22 protein-coding genes are annotated in these 18,511 nt (G+C 66.3%); 10 read left to right on the top strand and 12 right to left on the bottom strand.

Going from position 1 to position 18,511, the window contains the following annotated elements; translation table 11 throughout:
• Window positions 1-61: 61 nt before the first annotated feature.
• Window positions 62-1,057, bottom strand: a complete 996-nt coding sequence (locus P1K30_RS09150; RefSeq protein WP_275632417.1) for an ABC transporter substrate-binding protein — start codon at window positions 1,055-1,057, stop codon at window positions 62-64.
• A gap of 225 nt (window positions 1,058-1,282) precedes the next feature.
• Between P1K30_RS09150 and P1K30_RS09145 the strand changes: the two genes are divergently transcribed.
• The gene (locus tag P1K30_RS09145; protein ID WP_275632416.1) at window positions 1,283-1,675 is read left to right on the top strand and encodes a RidA family protein; all 393 of its coding nucleotides are present in this window, start codon (window positions 1,283-1,285) and stop codon (window positions 1,673-1,675) included.
• A gap of 20 nt (window positions 1,676-1,695) precedes the next feature.
• On the opposite strand, the gene P1K30_RS09140 is transcribed toward P1K30_RS09145, so the two are convergent.
• Window positions 1,696-3,090 carry an amidohydrolase family protein gene (locus P1K30_RS09140; protein WP_275632415.1) on the bottom strand — a complete coding sequence of 465 codons (1,395 nt, stop codon included), beginning with the start codon at window positions 3,088-3,090 and terminating at the stop codon, window positions 1,696-1,698.
• Between the two features lie 288 nt (window positions 3,091-3,378).
• On the opposite strand from P1K30_RS09140, the gene P1K30_RS09135 reads away from it, so the two are divergent.
• On the top strand, window positions 3,379-4,674 hold the full coding sequence (locus P1K30_RS09135; RefSeq protein WP_275632414.1) for a flavin-dependent oxidoreductase: 1,296 nt from the start codon (window positions 3,379-3,381) through the stop codon (window positions 4,672-4,674).
• A gap of 9 nt (window positions 4,675-4,683) precedes the next feature.
• Here the strand turns inward: P1K30_RS09135 and P1K30_RS09130 are convergent, their stop codons facing one another.
• The gene (locus P1K30_RS09130; protein ID WP_275632413.1) at window positions 4,684-4,860 is read right to left on the bottom strand and encodes a hypothetical protein; all 177 of its coding nucleotides are present in this window, start codon (window positions 4,858-4,860) and stop codon (window positions 4,684-4,686) included.
• Window positions 4,861-4,940: 80 nt separating this feature from the next.
• Between P1K30_RS09130 and P1K30_RS09125 the strand changes: the two genes are divergently transcribed.
• Window positions 4,941-5,663, top strand: coding sequence for a GNAT family N-acetyltransferase (locus P1K30_RS09125; protein ID WP_275632412.1), 723 nt, complete (start codon window positions 4,941-4,943; stop codon window positions 5,661-5,663).
• A gap of 54 nt (window positions 5,664-5,717) precedes the next feature.
• Here the strand turns inward: P1K30_RS09125 and P1K30_RS09120 are convergent, their stop codons facing one another.
• Together P1K30_RS09120 and P1K30_RS09115 are read right to left on the bottom strand one after the other, a co-directional pair.
• Window positions 5,718-6,194 (bottom strand): hemerythrin domain-containing protein, encoded by a 477-nt coding sequence (locus tag P1K30_RS09120; RefSeq protein ID WP_275632411.1) that lies wholly within the window; start codon window positions 6,192-6,194, stop codon window positions 5,718-5,720.
• 66 nt (window positions 6,195-6,260) lie between these two features.
• Complete coding sequence (locus tag P1K30_RS09115) at window positions 6,261-6,980, bottom strand: response regulator (RefSeq protein WP_275632410.1); 720 nt, start codon at window positions 6,978-6,980, stop codon at window positions 6,261-6,263.
• A gap of 214 nt (window positions 6,981-7,194) precedes the next feature.
• Here P1K30_RS09115 and mce point away from each other — a divergent pair, with 214 nt between their 5' ends.
• On the top strand, window positions 7,195-7,599 hold the full coding sequence (gene mce / locus P1K30_RS09110) for a methylmalonyl-CoA epimerase (protein ID WP_275632409.1): 405 nt from the start codon (window positions 7,195-7,197) through the stop codon (window positions 7,597-7,599).
• On the top strand, window positions 7,599-7,892 hold the full coding sequence (locus P1K30_RS09105; RefSeq protein WP_275632408.1) for a DUF1467 family protein: 294 nt from the start codon (window positions 7,599-7,601) through the stop codon (window positions 7,890-7,892). Before mce ends, P1K30_RS09105 begins: the two co-directional genes overlap by 1 nt.
• On the opposite strand, the gene P1K30_RS09100 is transcribed toward P1K30_RS09105, so the two are convergent.
• From P1K30_RS09100 to P1K30_RS09090, 3 genes are read right to left on the bottom strand one after another with little or no spacing between them, the layout of a single operon-like run.
• Window positions 7,828-8,547 (bottom strand): EI24 domain-containing protein, encoded by a 720-nt coding sequence (locus P1K30_RS09100; RefSeq protein ID WP_275632407.1) that lies wholly within the window; start codon window positions 8,545-8,547, stop codon window positions 7,828-7,830. The genes P1K30_RS09105 and P1K30_RS09100 overlap by 65 nt on opposite strands.
• Window positions 8,544-9,122: a nitroreductase family protein gene (locus P1K30_RS09095; RefSeq protein ID WP_275632406.1), complete on the bottom strand. Its 579-nt coding sequence runs from the start codon at window positions 9,120-9,122 to the stop codon at window positions 8,544-8,546. Before P1K30_RS09095 ends, P1K30_RS09100 begins: the two co-directional genes overlap by 4 nt.
• 49 nt (window positions 9,123-9,171) lie before the next feature.
• Window positions 9,172-10,284, bottom strand: coding sequence for a class II histone deacetylase (locus P1K30_RS09090; protein WP_275632405.1), 1,113 nt, complete (start codon window positions 10,282-10,284; stop codon window positions 9,172-9,174).
• Between the two features lie 72 nt (window positions 10,285-10,356).
• Here P1K30_RS09090 and P1K30_RS09085 point away from each other — a divergent pair, with 72 nt between their 5' ends.
• On the top strand, window positions 10,357-10,605 hold the full coding sequence (locus tag P1K30_RS09085; RefSeq protein ID WP_275632404.1) for a DUF167 domain-containing protein: 249 nt from the start codon (window positions 10,357-10,359) through the stop codon (window positions 10,603-10,605).
• Between the two features lie 155 nt (window positions 10,606-10,760).
• Here the strand turns inward: P1K30_RS09085 and P1K30_RS09080 are convergent, their stop codons facing one another.
• The 4 genes from P1K30_RS09080 to P1K30_RS09065 form a co-directional block, all read right to left on the bottom strand.
• Window positions 10,761-13,106: an aldehyde dehydrogenase family protein gene (locus tag P1K30_RS09080; protein WP_275632403.1), complete on the bottom strand. Its 2,346-nt coding sequence runs from the start codon at window positions 13,104-13,106 to the stop codon at window positions 10,761-10,763.
• Window positions 13,107-13,247: 141 nt separating this feature from the next.
• Window positions 13,248-14,240, bottom strand: coding sequence for a deoxyribose-phosphate aldolase (deoC, locus tag P1K30_RS09075; protein ID WP_275632801.1), 993 nt, complete (start codon window positions 14,238-14,240; stop codon window positions 13,248-13,250).
• 185 nt (window positions 14,241-14,425) lie between these two features.
• Window positions 14,426-14,920 carry an SRPBCC domain-containing protein gene (locus P1K30_RS09070; protein ID WP_275632402.1) on the bottom strand — a complete coding sequence of 165 codons (495 nt, stop codon included), beginning with the start codon at window positions 14,918-14,920 and terminating at the stop codon, window positions 14,426-14,428.
• Complete coding sequence (locus P1K30_RS09065) at window positions 14,917-15,297, bottom strand: ArsR/SmtB family transcription factor (RefSeq protein WP_275632401.1); 381 nt, start codon at window positions 15,295-15,297, stop codon at window positions 14,917-14,919. Before P1K30_RS09065 ends, P1K30_RS09070 begins: the two co-directional genes overlap by 4 nt.
• 158 nt (window positions 15,298-15,455) lie before the next feature.
• On the opposite strand from P1K30_RS09065, the gene P1K30_RS09060 reads away from it, so the two are divergent.
• The 4 genes from P1K30_RS09060 to P1K30_RS09045 all read left to right on the top strand — a co-directional run bounded on the left by P1K30_RS09060 (window position 15,456) and on the right by P1K30_RS09045 (window position 18,509).
• On the top strand, window positions 15,456-16,094 hold the full coding sequence (locus tag P1K30_RS09060; RefSeq protein ID WP_275632400.1) for an ATP-dependent Clp protease proteolytic subunit: 639 nt from the start codon (window positions 15,456-15,458) through the stop codon (window positions 16,092-16,094).
• Between the two features lie 141 nt (window positions 16,095-16,235).
• A complete protein-coding gene (clpX, locus tag P1K30_RS09055) occupies window positions 16,236-17,501 on the top strand; it encodes an ATP-dependent Clp protease ATP-binding subunit ClpX (protein ID WP_275632399.1) in 1,266 nt (421 codons plus the stop codon).
• Window positions 17,498-17,890: a RidA family protein gene (locus tag P1K30_RS09050; protein WP_275632398.1), complete on the top strand. Its 393-nt coding sequence runs from the start codon at window positions 17,498-17,500 to the stop codon at window positions 17,888-17,890. Before clpX ends, P1K30_RS09050 begins: the two co-directional genes overlap by 4 nt.
• A 235-nt stretch (window positions 17,891-18,125) precedes the next feature.
• A complete protein-coding gene (locus P1K30_RS09045) occupies window positions 18,126-18,509 on the top strand; it encodes an NADH:ubiquinone oxidoreductase subunit NDUFA12 (protein ID WP_275632397.1) in 384 nt (127 codons plus the stop codon).
• The last annotated feature ends 2 nt before the right edge of the window (window positions 18,510-18,511 follow it).

Genomic DNA, 18,511 nt, shown 5'->3' with positions numbered 1-18,511 from the left:
TTTTGTTCGTGTGCCGGCGAAAGGTGCGGGGCCTGTGGCGGCCCCGCCCGGTGGTTTGGTCTTACTGCTTGATGTCCATGCCGACGCCGTTGCCCACGAACTCGGTGGTGAAGGCGGCCTGCCAGTCGAGATCGGCGTCGATCACGCCCGAGTCGACCATCTTGGTGTAGAAGTCTTCGACCTTGGTCTCGGTCATCACGCCGATGCCCATTTCCTCGGCCTCGCCCGAATCCACGATGCCTTCGGACAGCATCTTCTCGATGGCGAAGTCGATCTTGTCCTGCGTCATCTCGGGGTTGTCGGCCATGATCATCTCGTCCGCGGCCGAGTGGTCGCCGTACAGGTAGGTGTACCAGCCCTTGATCGAGCCCTCGACGAAGCAGGTCACTTCCTCGGGCTTGTTGGCGATGGTGTCGGCCATCGTCTCGATCGTGGTGGCGTAGGTGGAATAGCCCGCGTCCGCGATCAGGTAGATGTCGGGCGCAAAGCCACCTTCTTTTTCAACCAGATAGGGTTCGGACGACAGATAGCCCTGCATCCCCATCGTGTCGTCGGCAAGGAACGGCGCCGGGTTGAAGGTGTAGGGCTCGCGCTGTTCGGCGGTGAAGCCGTATTCCGCGATCATCCACTGGTAATAGGACTGATAGCCGTTGTCGCCGATCAGCAGCGTCAGGTCTTTCAGGCCCTCGAAGCTGTCAGCCGCGCCGGGGTGGGTGATGATCACCTGCGGGTGCTTCTGGAAGATCGCGGCGACGGACACGACCGGAACGCCTTCTTTCACGGCGTTGAACGCCTGAAGCAGGTCGCCGCCCATGTGATAGTCGATCCGGCCGGCCAGCATCAGCGCGCGGTTGTTCACCTGCGGGCCGCCGGGAACGATGGTGACGTCCAGACCGCAAGCTTCATAGGTGCCGTCTGCCACGGCCTGATAGAAACCGCCGTGCTCGGCCTGAGCCAGCCAGTTGGTGCCGAAGGACACTTCGGTCAGGTCCTGCGCATTGGCAGCGCCGGCGATCAGCAGCGTCGCGGCGGACGCCAGAAGGTAGGTGCGTTTCATTGGTCTCTCCTTGTTGGGTCTTTTGTCGTGAAGCATCGGCTTCTGCCGCGGCGAAGGACAGAAGGTGCCGATAGTGTCGTGCCGTCGTTTCGGGCAGATGCCTGTTTCGCGGGCGTGCGCGCCCGAAAGATGGGCGATACGGAAACCAGCCCGTGTCGTCGCGCTTTCCCTGTTGCGCCCGCCCGTGCGCGCGGCAACAGAGAGGCGAAACAGGAGGCCCGTTCCATGCTGAAAAGTCTTGTCCCCGCGACCATCGCCCCGCCGTTCGCCCGCTATGCACACGGGGTTGCCGGGGCGGGCGTCGTCGTTACCTCTGGCCAGCTTGCGCTGGCCCCCGACGGCACCGTGCCCGACGGCGCCGAGGCGCAGGCCACGATGATCCTTGCCAACATCGACGCGATCCTCGCCGAGGGCGGGACCGACCGCGAACACGTCATGCGGATCAACGCCTACGTCACCGACCGCGCGCATATGGCGGGATACATGGCCGCGCGGGATGCGTGGCTGCGGGATGTCACGCATCTTCCCGCCTCGACCCTTGTGATCGTGTCCGGCTTCACCCGCCCCGAGTTCGTGGTCGAGATCGAGGTCACCGCGGCCCTTCCCGGCGCCGCCTGACGTCTGCGCAGCGGGGCGGGTCATGCCCGGCCCGGCCGCGCGGCGGCCGCCTCCTGCTTTCTGCGCGAGATCCGTTCGGTCGTGCGCAGGGCGTTCTCGGCCAAGTCTTCCAGTTCCAGCCCCGGGATGCAGCCGTCGACAACCAACGGCCGGCCCCCGACAAAGCTGTGCCGCACCGGCGCGCCGCCGGTCAGCACCGGGGCCAGCGCGGGGTCGTGCAGGCCAAGCGCGCGGGGCGTCGTGATGTCGAACATCGCGATGTCGGCCGCCATGCCCGGCGCCAGCCTGCCGATGCCGTTCCAGCCCAGCACCTTCGCGCCGCCCTCGGTCGCCCAGTGCAGCACCGTCTCGGGCCGAAGCGACGCGACGCCCTTCGAGGCGCGGTGCAGCGCAAAGGCCGAATACATCGCAGCGCCCATGTCGGCGGCCTCGTTCGCACCGGCGCCGTCGACGGCCAGCGACACCGCGCCGCCCTCGGCGTGCAGTTCGTCGGCGGGCGCGATGCCGGACCCCAGACGGGCGTTCGCCTGCGGGCAATGCGCCATGCCGGTGCCGGTTTCGGCCAGCAAAGACACCTCTGTCGGGTCGCAATCGACAAGGTGCGCGAACCACACGTCCCGCCCCAGCCATCCATGCTCGGCCAGCCATTCCACCGGACGCTTGGAATATTTCTCCATCGTGAACCGGGCATAGGCGCGGTTCTCGGACAGGTGCGAATGCAGGCGCAACCCTTTGGCGCGGGCGGTCTGCGCCACCTCTGCCAGTTCCACCGGGGCAAGGTTGAAGGTGGGCGTCGTCGGCGCGACGGCGACACGGGTCATCGCGAAGGGCTGCGGGTCGTGCCAGCGGTCGGCGGCGGCCTCGACCCCTTGCAGGAACCTGTCCAGCGGCTCGACCGGCGACGGCGGGATCGACGGGTCGTCGAACGCGCGCCCCCGTGTGCCGCCGCCGCGCGCCAGCATGAACCGCAGGCCAAAGCAGCGGGCGGCGTCGAACAGCACCTCGGCCGGGTCATAGTCGTAGCGGTCCGAGAAGACATAGTGATGATCGGCCACCGTGGTGGTGCCGGTCAGCGCCAGTTCCGCCAGCCCGACGGTCGCGGAAATCCGCAGCGCCGTCTCGTCCAGCAGCGGCCACCACGTATAGGGCACCTCGCGCAGCCAGTCGTCCAGCCCGTCGTTCAGCGCCAGCCCCTTCAGGATCGACTGGAACAGGTGGTGATGCGTGTTGACCAGCCCCGGCGTCACCGCGCAGCCGGTGGCGTCGATCACGCGCTCGTCCGGCTCGGGGTCCAGCGTGCCCATCTCGGCGATCTGCCCGTCGCGCACCCGGATCGCCGGCGGAAGCCGGGTGCCGGCCGCGTCGCCGGTCAGGCCGTGCCGGATGTTGACGATCAGGAAGGCGAGGTCGGTCATTCGGTTCATCTGTGGTTGCTTGCGGCCCGTTTCGGGGCCGTGGCGTGGGTCAGATGAGCAATGATCAGGATCGGGTCAGGCCCCGGTCCGCCGCTTCTACTCGGCGGCCATCAATCGCGGGCCGGACCCGCCATGTCATGAGATTCCGTGCGTGGGCGATGTATCTTACGCCATATGCCCAATTCCTGTGCGGTGCAGGCGCGGGCCTGCCGGGGACGGTGGCGATTCTAAGATTGAAACACCGGCCAAGCTTGGTAAGACCTTCGGACCTTGGTGGAAGGATGCGGGATGACGAAACCCTTGGTCATGATTGCGGGCGGCGGCATCGGCGGCCTGTCGGTCGCGCTGACGTTGCAGCAGATCGGTGTGCCTTGCGTGGTGTTCGAGGCGGTGCGCGATCTGAAGCCGCTGGGCGTGGGGATCAATCTGCAGCCCAACGCGGTGCGCGAGCTGTACGACCTTGGCATCGGCGCGGATGCTCTGGACGGCGTCGGGGTGCCCGCGAAGGAATGGGCGCTGGTCGGCCTGAACGGCAACGACATCTATTCCGAACCGCGCGGAGAGCTGGCCGGTTACGACTGGCCGCAATACGCGGTGCACCGGGGCAAACTGCATATGCTGCTGCACGACACCTTCGTCGCCCGTGCGGGCGCGGACGCGGTGCGGCTGGGGCACCGGGTGACCGGCTATCGCAAGAACGACGACGGCAGCGTCACCGCGCTGATCGAGCGGGCGGACGGCAGCACCACGGAACAGACGGGCACGCTGCTGGTCGGTTCGGACGGCATCCATTCGGCGGTGCGGGCGCAGATGCACCCCGACCAGCCGCCAATCCACTGGGGCGGCGCGGTGATGTGGCGCGGCACGACGCAGGCAAAGCCGATCCGCACGGGGTCAAGCTTTGTGGGGCTGGGCACGCACCGGCAGCGGATGGTGATCTATCCGATCTCGCACCCCGACCCGGACACCGGGCTGGCGCAGGTCAACTGGATCGCCGAAGTGACCTATGACGACCCCGCCGCCCGCGACAGCGGCTGGTTCCGGCAGGTCGAGATCGACGATTTCGCCCATCATTTCGACGGCTGGGAATGGGATTGGCTGAACGTCCCGCAGCTGATCCGCGGGGCCGACGTTGCCTATGAGAACCCGATGATCGACCGCGATCCCGTGTCGACGTGGCAGGACGGTCCCGTCGTGCTGATGGGCGACGCGGCGCACGCGATGTATCCCACGGGGTCGAACGGCGCGAGCCAAGCGGTGATCGATGCGCGTGTGCTGGGGGCCTGCCTGCTGGACCACGGGGTCCGCCCCGATGCGCTGGCGGCCTTCGACGCGAAGCTGTGCGGCCCGATCTCGGAAGTGATCCTGCGCAACCGCGGGGCGGGGCCGTTCGGGCTGTTGAACATGGTCGACGACCGCTGCGGCGGCGAATTCGACAGCATCGACGACGTGATCCCGCCCGACGAACGCGCGGCGTTCATGAAGGCGTATCAGGCCGCTGCGGGCTTTGCGAAAGAGGCGCTGAATGCGGCGCCGCCGACGATTGCGGCGGGCGCACGGGTGTCGCTGGACGAAACGGTCTAGCGCGACGGGTCAGCCGATGGTGGGGGCCTGCTCGGTGATCTCGATCGGGCGCTCGGCGAAGCGGTCGTGCACCTTCACGGCAACGGTGGCCGCGACGGCAATCCCAAGGCTAAGGACGCCGATGGCGAAAATGGTCCAGTCCATCGTCGATTCGACGCGGGCGGCAACAGCAGTCTGACCCTTCATGTGTTCGACATCCCCTATTGGTCTTCGTTTCCCCTAAGTGCAGGCTGCGGTTCGAATCTGGCGCGATTAAGGTGAAAGCGGTGCAACAATCTGTGGAATGCGAAGAGAACCTTGGTAACTGGCAGCCGCCGCGCTGGCCGGACCAAACCTCTTTCGACGGGCGATACGTTCGGCTAGCGCTTTTGTCGCGCGACCATGCGCCGTCGCTGCACGCCGCCAACCTCGCGGATGACGCGATCTGGGATTGGATGCCCTACGGCCCCTTCGCGTCCGAATCCGGCTATGCCGACTGGGTGGACAGCGTCGCCGACGGCCCCGATCCGCGCTTTCATGCCATCTTCGACAAGGAACACGGCGACTGGGGCGGGGTGGCCAGCCTGATGCGGATTGCGCCCGCCGCCGGGTCGATCGAGGTCGGGCACATCAACTTCGCCCCGCGTCTGCAGCGCACCCGCGCCGCGACCGAGGCGATGTACCTGCTGATGCGCTGGTGCTTCGAGGCGGGATATCGGCGGTACGAATGGAAGTGCAACGCGCTGAACTTGGGCTCGCGCCGGGCGGCGCAGCGGCTGGGGTTCAGCTATGAGGGCGTGTTCCGGCAGGCGGCCGTCGTGAAGGGGAAGAATCGCGACACCGCGTGGTTTGCCTGTATCGACAAGGAATGGCCCGCGCTGAAGGCGGCGTTCGAAACATGGCTGTCGCCGGACAACTTCGACGCGGACGGACGCCAGCGGCAAAGCCTGTCCGACCTGACCGCCCCGGTGCGCGTGGCGTCCGACCCGCTGCTTCGGGACACGGCCTAGGGTCAGACCGCAAGGGCGTCGCGGCCCCGGTCACCCCGGGGCCGTCTGTTGCGATCAATCTTCCAGATGGTCCTGCAGCTTCTGGTCGACCAGTTCCCGTTCCTTGGTTTTCCGCCGAAGGAAGCGGGCACCGAAATCCTCGATCTCGGCATCGTCGATCTCTTGCTTGGCGCGGCCGAAGACCTCGTCTTCTTCCTCGTCGATGTGGTGCAGGTAATCATGTTCCAGCGTGTGGAACTTGTTCAGCCAGCCGGGGCTGGACATATCCATCTCGTTCAGTTCGTCCATCAGGTCGTCGAGCTCTTTGTGCTCGTGCACCGAATGGCGCGCCGCGTCCTGACCCCATGTTTTCGAGATCAGCTTGGAATAGAACGTCTCTTCCTCGGCGGCGGCGTGGGATTTGACCTCGTGATAGAACTCGAACCACGCCTGACGCCGCTCGGCGCTGTCGCCCTGCGTGGCCTTGATCCGCTCGATCATTTCGCGGTGTTTGTCGTGGTCTTCCTTGATGGCGGTGTAGATGTCCGGCATTGGGTCGCTCCAGCTAACTTGCGTTGACGCAAAGTTAGCGCCGCGACCGCACCGGTCCATTCGCCGCTAGATCACCGCGCGGCTTTCCAGCCGTTCCTGCAGCAGCCCGGCAAGTCGGGCGAGATCCGGCCCAAAGCTTCGTCCGGTTTCCCGGCTAAGTGCAAGCCGCTCCGCCGCCTGTTCCAGCACGTCGTCATGCGCCGACCGGGCCACCCCGGCAAGGAAGCGCGCGGCATAGTCCAACGTCGGTTCATCCTCGGACCCGTTCAGCACCTCGGCGATATGGGCGAGGTCGTCGTGATAGGCCACGGGATCCGGCGCGACGATCTCCGAGGGGACGATGCGCGGGCCGTCAAGGCGCTGGGCCGGGGGCAGCCGGTCAAGCACCGCCTTCTGGAATACCGCCAGACTTTCGATCGGCTTCGACAGCAGCCCGTCCGCCCCGGCATCGGTGGCGTCCTTCAACAGGGAATCGTCCCCCGACGTGGCAAGGATGACCGGAATCCGCTGCGACGCCGCAGACAGGTTTCGGATCAGGTCCAGCCCGGACCCGTCCGGCAGGCCAAGGTCGACGATGACGACGCTGGGCAGATAGACGGTCAGGTGCCGCTGCGCCGCCATCAGGCTGTCGGCCCGTCGGATGCGCGCGCCGCTTTTCAAGCACAAAAGGCGCACCGCTTCCGAGGCGAATCTGCTGTCCTCGATCATCAGGACGGTCAGCCCGGCAAGGGGGCGATCCGCGCTGGCGGCGGGCATATAGGCGGGGTAGGCGAGGGTCGAAGGCATGTGTCTATCCTTTCAACTGGCCCGTTCAGCCTAGGTCGGGAAAGATGAATCCACGGTTAAGAAAGACGCCGATACCGGGAACGGCGCGGCGGACAGGCGACTTTCCCGCGCAAAGGCCGAACCCGCTTTCGGTTTCGAGGGATGCGACCTTGCGGCGCTGGCAATTTCCGCCCGGCTTTGGCATTGCAGAGGCGTTGCAGGGAAGGAGACCACCATGATCGGCCGCCTGAATCACGTCGCCATCGCCGTGCCGGACCTAAAGGCCGCGTCGGCGCAGTATCGCGATACGCTAGGCGCCAAGGTCGGCGCACCGCAGGACGAACCGGACCACGGGGTCACGGTGGTGTTCATCGAGCTTCCGAACACCAAGATCGAGCTTCTGTACCCGCTGGGAGAGGCCAGCCCGATCCGTGGGTTTCTTGAAAAGAACCCGTCCGGCGGCATCCACCACATCTGCTACGAGGTGGACGACATCATCGCCGCGCGCGATCACCTGAAGGCCGCAGGCGCCCGGGTGCTGGGCGATGGCGAACCCAAGATCGGCGCGCACGGCAAGCCGGTGCTGTTCCTGCATCCCAAGGATTTCAACGGCAGCCTCATAGAACTGGAGCAGGTCTGATGGGCATCACGTCCGCAATCGTACTTTTCGCGGTCATCTGGTTCATGACCTTGCTGATCGCGCTTCCCATCCGCCTGAAGACCCAGGGCGACACCGGAGAGATCGTGCCAGGCACGATGCCCGGCTCTCCCGAGGAACATCACCTGAAGCGGAAGTTCGTGATCGTCACCATCGTCTCTGTCGTGCTGTGGGCGATCATCGCCGCGATCATCCTGTCGGGGATCATCTCTATCTGTGATCTGGACTGGTTCGGGCGCGGGAACTGCCCTGTACCCGATGGAAGAGGTGCGTAAACGTCGCCGCGCCAAGGATCGGCACGATCAGGTTCAGCAACGGCACCGATAGCGGTACCGCCATCAGCCCGCCCGCCAGCCAGATCTGCCCGACATTGGCGCGGAACGCCGCGCGCGCGCCCTGCCGCCCGATGCGCCGCATCGCCGCGACCTGAAAATATTCCCGCCCCAGCAGAAAGCCGTTCACGCCGTAGAAGATGAACGGCGCGAAAGGGGCGAAGAACAGCGCCACCACGAACGCCACGACGTTCACCACGATCAGCAGAACCAAGAAGTTCAGCGTGTCGGTCAGCGCCTCTGTCCACGGGATGTTCCGCGCCGGGGGCAGCGCCGGATAATGCCGGTCTTCGACCGCCTGCGCCACGTCTTCAAGGAACAGGCCCGTGAAGGCCGAGGCGACCGGCACCATCAGGAAAAAGCTGAGCAGCAGCATCAGCAGGATCGAGCCCCAAGACAGCAGGTCGTCGACCCAGGTGACCTCTCCGACGAAGGGGATCGTCACAGTGTCGGGGGTGACCCACTGGATGCCGTACAGGAACACCGCGTAGAACCCGAACAGCAGCGCCACGGTCAGCGCAAGGCCCAGCCAAAGCACGCGGCGAAACCGCCTGTCGCCCAGCTGGCCCACCGCCTTCAGGAAATCGGACAGGATCACGCGGAGACCCAGGTGGTGATCGCGTCCAGATCCGGGCGCGGACGATCGGGCGGCGCGCTGGTCTCGGTGCCGATGTGGATGAAGCCCGCCACGGTCTCGTTCTCGAACAGGCCAAGGCCTTCGGATACGAAGCCCCGGTCGTGCGACGGCCAGCCGGACAGCCAGTTCGCGCCCCAGCCCGCGGCAAGCGCGGCGTTCAGCAGCGCAAGACAGACGGCCCCGGCGGAATAGACCTGCTCGATCTCGGGGATCTTCTCGGACGGCTTCGGGCTGCTGATCACCGCGACCGCCAGATCGGCATCGGCGAATTGCGCCTGGCTTTTCGCGATCTTGTCCTCGGGCTGGCCCAGCTTTTCGCCATGCTGCGGCACCAGCGCCGCCAGTCGGGTCAGCGCGGCCTTTTCCAGCACGATGAAGCGCCACGGCTCCAGCTTGCCGTGGTCGGGCGTCCGGGCGGCGGCGGTCAGCAGCGGCAGCAGCGCGTCACGGTCCGGCACCGGGCCGGTCAGGGTCTTGGCCGAGCGCGACCGGCGCGTCAGCAGAAAGTCGAGGGCGGCCTGATTTGGGGCGGGCATAGTGTCTCCGTCGTTGTCGGATGGGATGTCGGGGCGGATGGGCCCGTCGTCAAGTCAGGCCAAAGTAGCCGACAAGTTCGGTAAGGTAATCCGAATAATGCGCCCGCATCCGCGCGTTCGGCTGCCGGATCTCCAGCGCATTCGCCAAGGGGTCGGGCGCATCGATGGCGCTGCCCGACATCTCTTGCAGAACGGCGTGCCCGCAGAACGGCACATGCGCTTCGGAATAGCCGCCCTCGTGCACCATCAGAACCCGGCCATCGCACATCCGGTCGGCGGCGGACATCAGCAGGCGCGTCATCTGGCGGAAGGTGTCCGAGGTGCACATCATCCGCGCCAGCGGGTCGAAGGCCGAAGCGTCGAACCCGCAGGCCACGATGATCACCTCGGGCTCGAACGCGTCGAGCTTCGGAAGGATCAGCCGCTCCATCGCTTCGAGATAGGTGTGATGCCCCGCGCCGGGCGGCAGCGGGATGTTCATGTTCGCGCCCTTGCCTTCGCCCTCGCCGATGTCTTCGATGTCGCCGGTATCCAGCGGGTAATTGTGTTCCTGATGGATCGAGATCGTCAGCACGTTGGGATCGGACAGGAAAATCGCCTCGGTCCCGTTGCCGTGGTGCACGTCCCAGTCGACCACGGCGACTTTCTTGGCCAGACCTGCGGCGCGCGCGGCCTCGATGGCGATACCGATGTTGGCCAGCAGGCAGAACCCGTTCGGCCAGTCGGGCAGACAGTGATGCCCGGGCGGCCGCGACAGGGCATAGGCGTTGTCCAGCTCTCCCTTCAGCACCGCCTGCAACGCGCCGACGGCGAGACCTGCGGATTGCGCCGCGATCTCGTAGCCGCCCTTGCCGAACGGCGTGCGCAGGCCAAGCTCGCCGCCGCCCGCGTCGGAGGTGTCCTTGAACCGGTCGAGGAAATCGGCGGGGTGCACCCGTTCAAGATCGGCGCGCGTGGCAGGCGCGGCGGACTGCGGGTGCAGGTCGCGGATCAGGCCGGTGACATCCAGCAGGTTTTTCAGGCGGCGCTTGGTCTCGGGGCTTTCGGGCAGACCGCCCGCCGCCAGCGGCTGCACCAGCCCGCCCACCGGGAAGGTCAGGGCGTAATTCCCGCCCGAATGCCAGAAACAGCTTTCATCCCAGAAAAATCCCGTGCGGCGCATCGCGTCCCCCAAGTCGGTACTGTCGGTTCCGTCGGCGGGACACTAGAACGGCGGGGTGGAGGTTCCAACCCGATGACCGACCTGTCGCACCTTGCAGACCCCGGCGCCGAGATCGCCGTCCGCGTGACACCGAAGGCCTCGCGCAACGCCGTCGTGCAGGACGCCGATCAGATCCGCGTCTACGTGACCACGGTGCCCGAAGGCGGCAAAGCCAACGCGGCGGTGCAGAAACTGCTGGCAAAGGCGCTGGGCGTCCCGAAATCGCGGCTGGACCTCGTGCGGGGCCAGACATCGCGCGACAAGGTCTTCCGCATCACGTGACGCCGGGGCCGAAGCGAGGGGCCAGCCCCTCGCGCTCCCCGAGGTATTTTTAAAGAGAAGAAAGGGCGCCGTGCCTGTGCTTCTTCTCTTGTCCAATACCTCGGGGGGAGCGCGCAAAGCGCGCGGGGGGCAGAGCCCCCTGTCACATGCCGGGGCTATTCGCCGTAGGGGACCCAGACCGTCTTGACCTCGGTTGCCGCGGCCAGCCATGTGCGGCCCTCGGCGGCGCTCCAGTCCGTGTTGCGGCCGTTGTTGACCCACGTGCGTTTCAGGTTGCCCGCCGCCTCGCGCTCGATCACGCCGGAGATGTCCGAGGACGAGAAGCTCCAGACCGCGTCCACGTCCATATGGCCGGCCAGTTGCGGGGCCAGTTCCTGGTGGCTGCCGGTGACGATGTTGGCCACGCCGGCGGGGACGTCGGAGGTTTCGAGCAGTTGGTAGAAGTCGGTGGCGGCCAGCGGGTAGGGTTCGGATGCCACGGCGACCAGTCGGTTGCCCATCGCAAGCGCCGCCCCAAGCACGGACACCAGTCCCAGAAGCGGCGCGTCGTCGGCGCAGAAGGCGCCGATCACCCCCACCGGTTCATTCACGGCGACGGCGAGGCCGCGCAGCGGCACGCCTTTTGCGGCGCCGTCGTACTTGTCCGCCCACGCGGCGCTGGAGAACAGGCGCGAGACCGAGGCCGCGACCTCGGCGTCCGCCGCCTTTGCCCCTGCGCCGGTCATGTCGTGCAGCCGCCCGGCGAATTCGTCGGCGCGGGCCGAAAGGTTCTCGGCAAGGTAGTACAGGATTTGCGCGCGCAGGTGGCCGGTGGATTTCGACCAGCCCGCCGCGCCCCGCGCGGCCTCGACCGCGTTGCGCAGGTCCTTGCGGTTGCCGATGGGGGCGTGACCCAGCAGTTTGCCCTTGGGCGACCAGACCGGGCGGGAATAGCCGCCGTCGGGCCGCGCCTGTTTGCCGCCGATGTACAGTTTGGCGGTGCGGTCCAGCCCGTCCACGCTCGCGTCTTTCGGTGCGGCGACCGCAGTGACCGGTTTCAGCGCCTTGGTTTCGGTCGCCGGGCGGGTGTAGGCGGCAAGGCCTTCCCAGCCGCCCTCGCGCCCGAAGCCGCTTTCACGCACGCCGCCGAATCCCGCCGCCGCGTCGAACATGTTGGTGCCGTTCACCCAGACCACGCCGGCCACCAGCTTGGGCGCCACGTCCAGCGCGAGGTTCACGTTTTCGGACCAGACCGACGCGGCCAGCCCGTAGCGGGTGTTGTTCGCCAGTTGCACCGCCTCGGCCGGGGTGCGGAAGGTGGTCGACACCAGAACCGGGCCGAAGATCTCTTCCTGCATCAGCGGGTCGGCTGCCTCGAGCCCCGAGATCAGCGTCGGCGGATAGAAGCACCCGCCCGCAGGCATTGCGCAGGCGGCGTGGTGGACGTCGCCCGCCGTGGTCTTCACCATCGCGGTGATCCGGTCCAGCTGCGCCGGGTCGACGATCGCGCCGACGTCGATGCATTTGTCCAGCGGGTCGCCCAGCCGCAGCCCGTCCATCCGGCGTTTCAGCTTGTCGTGGAAGCGGTCGGCGATGCCTTCCTGCACCAGCAGGCGCGAACCCGCGCAGCAGACCTGTCCGCCGTTGAACCAGATGGCGTCCACCAGCCCTTCGATGGCGCTGTCCATGTCCGCGTCGTCGAACACGATGTAGGGCGACTTGCCGCCCAGTTCGAGCGTCAGCGCCTTGCCCGACCCGGCGGTTGCCTTGCGGATGGCGCGGCCCACCTCGGTCGAGCCGGTGAAGGCGATCTTGTCGATGTCGTCGTGGCCGACGATCATCTCGCCCACCGCGCCGTCGCCGGTGACGATGTTGACCACGCCCTTGGGCAGCCCCGCCTCGCGGCACAGGTCGGCGAACAGCAGCGCGGTCAGCGAGGTGTATTCCGCCGGTTTCAGCACCACCGTGTTGCCCATCGCGATGGCGGGCGCGACTTTCCATGCCAGCATCAGCAGCGGGAAGTTCCACGGGATGATCTGGCCGCAGACGCCAAGCGCCTCGCGGTCGGGCAGCTCGGCCTCCATCAGCTGGGCCATGCCCGCGTGATAGTAGAAATGGCGCGCGACGAGCGGCACGTCGATGTCGCGGCTTTCACGGATCGGCTTGCCGTTGTCGAGCGTCTCCAGCACCGCCAGAAGGCGGGAGTGTTTCTGCACCAGACGGGCTAGGGCATATAGGTATTTTGCCCGTGCGTGCCCCGGCAGCTTTGCCCATTTGGGCTGTGCCTTCCGGGCGGCCGCGACGGCGGCATCGACGTCGCCCTGCGTGGCTTGGGTGATCGTGGCAAGCACCTCTCCGGTCGCGGGGTTCTTCGACGGGAAACCGTCGCCCGCGTCGGTCATCGCGCCGTCGATGAAATGGCCGAACCGGTCACCGCCGTCGACCAGCCACGCCAGCGCCTCGGCGGCGCTTTCGGGGGCGGGGCCGTAGTCCATGCTGTCGAAGATCTCGGGTACGTTCATCAGTTCAATCCCTCGCCTCTGAGGTCCGGTCCGCCCGGCGGGCACCGCCGGGCAGCGCCCGACCCGCCTCATGGGCGGGCGCTTTCGCGCCCACCCCGGGTCGGGCGCCGCCCTTGTTCAGGTTTTCGGGCACCGGGCCCATCATGCCATCGCGTGGCGATAGCTGGCCGAGTAGCGGCCGGTGACGTGGTGTTCCAGCTGCCGTTCGATGTCGCCCAGCAGCGACGAGGCGCCGAAGCGGAACAGGTCGGGCTGAAGCCAGCGGTTGCCCAATTCGTCCTTGATCAGCGCCAGATAGGTCAGCGCGTCCTTCGCTTTGGAGATCCCGCCCGCGGGCTTGTAGCCGATGCGATAACCGGTCTCGTCGAAGTAATCCCGCAGCGCGCGGATCATCACCAGCGACACCGGCAGGGTGGCGTTGACGCTTTCCTTGCCGGTCGAGGTCTTGATGAAATCCGCCCCCGCCATCATGCAGACCAGCGAGGCGCGGGCCACGTTGCGCAGCGACCCCAGTTCGCCGGTGGCAAGGATCGCCTTCACGTGGGCGTCGCCGCAGGCTTCGCGCATCGCCTTCATCTCGTCGTACAGCGCCTGCCAGTTGCCGGTCAGGACATGGCGGCGCGAAATCACGATGTCGATCTCGCGGGCGCCCGCCTTCACGCTTTCGCCGATCTCGGCAAGGCGCAGCGGCAGGGGCGACAGGCCCGCCGGAAAGCCGGTGGACACGGCGGCGACCGGGATGCCGGTGCCGTCCAAAGCCGCCACGGCGGTGGGCACCATGTCGTGATACACGCAGACGGCGCCGGTGTGGATCGGCCCCATGCCCATCGCGTCCAGCAGGTCCTGACGCACGGGCTGACGGGCCTTGGCGCACAGGCGCCGGACGCGGCCTGCCGTGTCGTCGCCGGCCAGCGTGGTCAGGTCGATAAGCGTGATGGCTTTCAGCAGCCACGCCGCCTGATAGTCCTTCTTGACCGAGCGGCGTCCCGGGAGGGTCGCGGCGCGGCGCTCGATGGCGGAAGTGTTGGCACGGGCCGACATCACCCAGTCGAGGTCCAGCGCCATGCCCGGGTTGCGGGCTTCGTGGACCTGCGGCAGGTGCGCGTCCGTGTCGTCACGGCCGACTTCGCGGATGGTGGACTGTTTCACCGCGGCTCCTCCGTTCGCGCTGTTGTCGGCAGCGAAAGTCGCATGCGGCGGTGTCGATGACAAGATGTGGACAGGCCCGTGGCCTGCCAGAACGGGACGTCACGGGACAAGTCGGAACGACAGGGGGCTTGGGGCAGGGGGCTTGGGGGCAGGGGGCGCCCCGATACCGGTCAGACCGTCACAAGCATCCCGGCCGCCGCGCCGTACCGGGCGGCAAGCACCATTTGCCAGCCCGTGACATACCCGGCGTGGCGTTCTGCGGCTGTTTCCCCGTGGGCGTCCCAGTTGTCGTGCACAAGGGTCACCTTCGTGCCGTCGGCGACCACGTCGAAGCTGACGCTGACGTGGCTTGCGTTCTGCTCGGGCTGGCCGACGTGCCATGACATGGCGAACCGTTTGCCCGGGCTCCATTCGGTGACGCGGCCCCACGGCGCGGTGGTGCCATCCGGCTTTGTCTCGAAGACCGGACCGCCCTTGGTGGGCGTCACCGTCACGCTGCGGGCCGGTGTGCCGTCCTGTGCCGACAGCGAGTGGCTGTCCAGCGGCCACCAGTCGGACATTTCTTCGGTGAACAGCCGGAACGCGCGCTTCGGGTCCAGCGGGACGGTGACCGTCTTGACGATGGGGGCAAGCGGGGTCGGGGCTGTCTTGGCAGAGGCGGTCATCTGGGGGGCTCCTTTCGAACGGTGTCGGGGCCAACGCTGGGGCCAACGTCGAGGTCAGCGTCGTCGGCAAGGTCGCGGGCGATCTCTTTGGCGCGGGCGGCGAAGCTGTCCAGCGCGTCACCCCACAGCCGGTCGAGCCACGCGCGCAGGTCGTTCAGCCCTTCGGGCGCCAGCCGGTACAGGCGGCGCGTGCCCGCCGGTTCCACCAGCAGCAACCCGGCATCGGACAGAACCTTCAGGTGCTGCGACACGGCGGGCCGGCTGATCGGAAGGTCACGGGCCAGGGCGCTGACCGCAAGCGGGCCGTCGCGCAGCCGCTCGACAAGGTGGCGCCGGGTCGGATCGGCCAGTGCGGAAAGGGCGACTTCGTAAGGCATGACTTACCGTAAGTGCAGACTTACACTTGTGTCAAGCGCATGTTAGCCTAGATTCGGTTACCAACCCGCCCGGGGTGCCCTTGCAGGCCTCCGCAGGCGTGAATAAGACTCTGTTGACGCATCACCGGGTAGACCGGTGCAGGGAAAAGGCAGGCACGATGAGAGACCCGATCGACCAGTTCAACGATTTTACCAGCAACCTCGTCCCGATGGTGGTCGAACAGACCAGCCGTGGCGAGCGTGCGTATGACATCTTCTCGCGCCTCCTGAAGGAGCGGATCATCTTCCTTAACGGGCCGGTCCATGACGGCATGGCGTCGCTGATCGTGGCGCAGCTGCTGTTCCTGGAATCCGAGAACCCGAAAAAGGAAATCTCGATGTACATCAACAGCCCGGGCGGCGTCGTCACCTCGGGCCTGTCGATCTACGACACGATGCAGTACGTCCGCCCGCCGGTGTCGACGCTGATTGTGGGGCAGGCAGCCTCGATGGGTTCGCTGCTGGCCTGTTCCGGCGCCGCCGGGATGCGGTTCGCGCTGCCCAACGCGCGGATCATGGTTCACCAGCCGTCCGGCGGGTACCAGGGTCAGGCGACGGACATCATGATCCACGCCAACGAGACGCAGAAACTGAAGCAGCGCCTGAACGAAATCTACTCGAAGCACTCCGGCCAACCGGTCGAGGCGGTCGAGGCGGCGCTGGAACGCGACAACTTCATGTCGCCGCAGGAAGCACTGGAATGGGGCCATCTCGACGAGATCGTCGAAAGCCGCGTCCAGCCCGAAGGAGAAAAATGAGCACGGAATTCGTGACCTGCGCGTGACAAGTTTTGCGTTGTACCCCTTTGGGGTCTGTCCTAGGCTTTAGGGCAAGCAGGTACATTGAGGTTCGGCGCGGCCAACCGGCCGCGGGGCTATCGGGCTCAGAGGTTTGAGATAATGGCGAACAATTCATCGGGCGACAGCAAGAACACCCTCTACTGCTCCTTCTGCGGAAAGAGCCAGCACGAGGTGCGCAAGCTGATCGCAGGGCCCACGGTGTTCATCTGCGACGAGTGCGTCGAGCTGTGCATGGACATCATCCGGGAGGAGACGAAATCCTCTGGTCTGAAGTCGTCGGACGGTGTGCCGACGCCGAAAGAGATCTGCGAGGTTCTGGACGATTACGTGATCGGCCAGTTCCACGCGAAGCGGGTGCTGTCGGTGGCGGTTCACAACCACTACAAGCGGCTGAACCACGCGGGCAAATCCGACATCGAACTGGCGAAGTCGAACATCCTGCTGATCGGCCCCACGGGCTGCGGCAAGACCCTGCTGGCGCAGACGCTGGCACGGATTCTGGATGTTCCGTTTACTATGGCGGACGCGACCACGCTGACCGAAGCCGGTTACGTGGGCGAGGATGTCGAGAACATCATCCTGAAGTTGCTTCAGGCGTCGGAATACAACGTTGAACGTGCGCAGCGCGGCATCGTGTACATCGACGAGGTCGACAAGATCACCCGCAAGTCCGACAACCCCTCGATCACCCGCGACGTGTCGGGCGAGGGGGTGCAGCAGGCGCTTCTGAAGATCATGGAAGGCACCGTCGCTTCCGTTCCGCCGCAGGGCGGGCGCAAGCATCCGCAGCAGGAATTCCTGCAAGTGGACACGACGAACATCCTGTTTATCTGTGGTGGCGCCTTTGCCGGGCTGGAGAAAATCATCAGCCAGCGCGGTCGCGGCTCGGCGATGGGCTTCGGGGCCGACGTGAAGGACGAGGAATCCCGCACCATCGGTGACATGTTCACCGAGTTGGAGCCGGAAGACCTTCTGAAGTTCGGCCTGATCCCGGAATTCGTCGGTCGTCTGCCCGTCATCGCGACGCTGCAGGATCTCGACGAAGAGGCGCTTGTCACCATCCTGACAGAGCCGAAGAACGCTTTGGTCAAACAGTACCAGCGCCTGTTCGAGCTTGAGGATGTCGCGCTGACCTTCACCGACGACGCGCTTGCCGCGATCGCCAAGCGTGCGATCGAACGCAAGACCGGCGCGCGGGGCCTGCGGTCGATCATGGAAGACATCCTGCTGAACACCATGTTCGATCTTCCCGGCATGGACTCGGTCGAGGAAGTGGTCGTCAACGAAGAGGCGGTGACCGCTTCGGACAGTGCACCGCTGATGATCTACGCCGAGACCAAGAAGGAAGGCGCGAACGCGGGTTGAGCCCCGTGAAGCGCGTCTTTTCCGGCACGCCTTACGAGGCACGAATCGGATACTGCAGAGCCGTCCTCGCGGGCGGCTTTGTGCATGTTGCGGGCACCACCGGCGCGGACCTTGAAACCGGGGACATGCCGGACGATGTCGTCGCCCAATGCCGCAACGCGCTGGACCGGATCGGTTCGGCTCTGGCAGAGGTCGGCGCAAGATTCGAAGACGCGGTCCGGGTCCGGTACATTCTGCCGAATCCGGACGACTTCGAACCGTGCTGGCCGCTTCTGCGCGAAAGATTCGGCGACAATCCGCCGGTCGCGACCATGATTGTTTCGGGTTTGCTCGATCCTTCCATGAAGATCGAGATTGAACTGATGGTCCTTGCGCCGCCAGACGCCTGAGCCATCCGCTTGCACGTCTGCGGCAGCTCACAACCGGGCTGTCCCCCGGGCCGCCGGACTGCGACGGGTCATCCCCGCGCACAATCCCGGCAGCTTTGGCGGCGCATCCGGCGCAAGGCCCGGTTCACCTTTTCCTGATAGCAGGGGCCCGGTCCACGCCGTGCCGCGCGGCCTTGTCACTGGACCTCCGCGCGCGCATGGGTCATACCGGGGCCAGCAATTTCCGGAGGTGCCGATGGGCATTCTGAACACGCTGCTGCGGGCCGCGACCTGGTGGAACGGCCAGACGCTGAATACCCAGTTCTGGACCTGGCGCAACGGCACCAGGGTTGGCGAGGACGCGGAAGGCAACGTCTTCTACCAGTCCAAGGACGGCAAACGCCGCTGGGTCATCTACAATGGCGAAGCCGAGGCAAGCCGCGTCGGGGCCGAGTGGCACGGATGGCTGCACCATACCTATGACGCGCCGCCGACCAAGGCGCCGCTTAAGCATAAGTCGTGGGAAAAGCCGCATCAGGAAAATCTGACCGGCACGATGCTGGCCTACGCCCCCCCGGGTTCGATCCGCAGGCCCGACCCGGTGGAGCGGTCCGACTACGAGGCGTGGCAGCCGGAGTGATC

The organism is Psychromarinibacter halotolerans (genome assembly GCF_029168315.1).
GTDB lineage: Bacteria > Pseudomonadota > Alphaproteobacteria > Rhodobacterales > Rhodobacteraceae > Psychromarinibacter > Psychromarinibacter halotolerans.
This window is presented reverse-complemented; position numbering and strand designations above follow the sequence as displayed.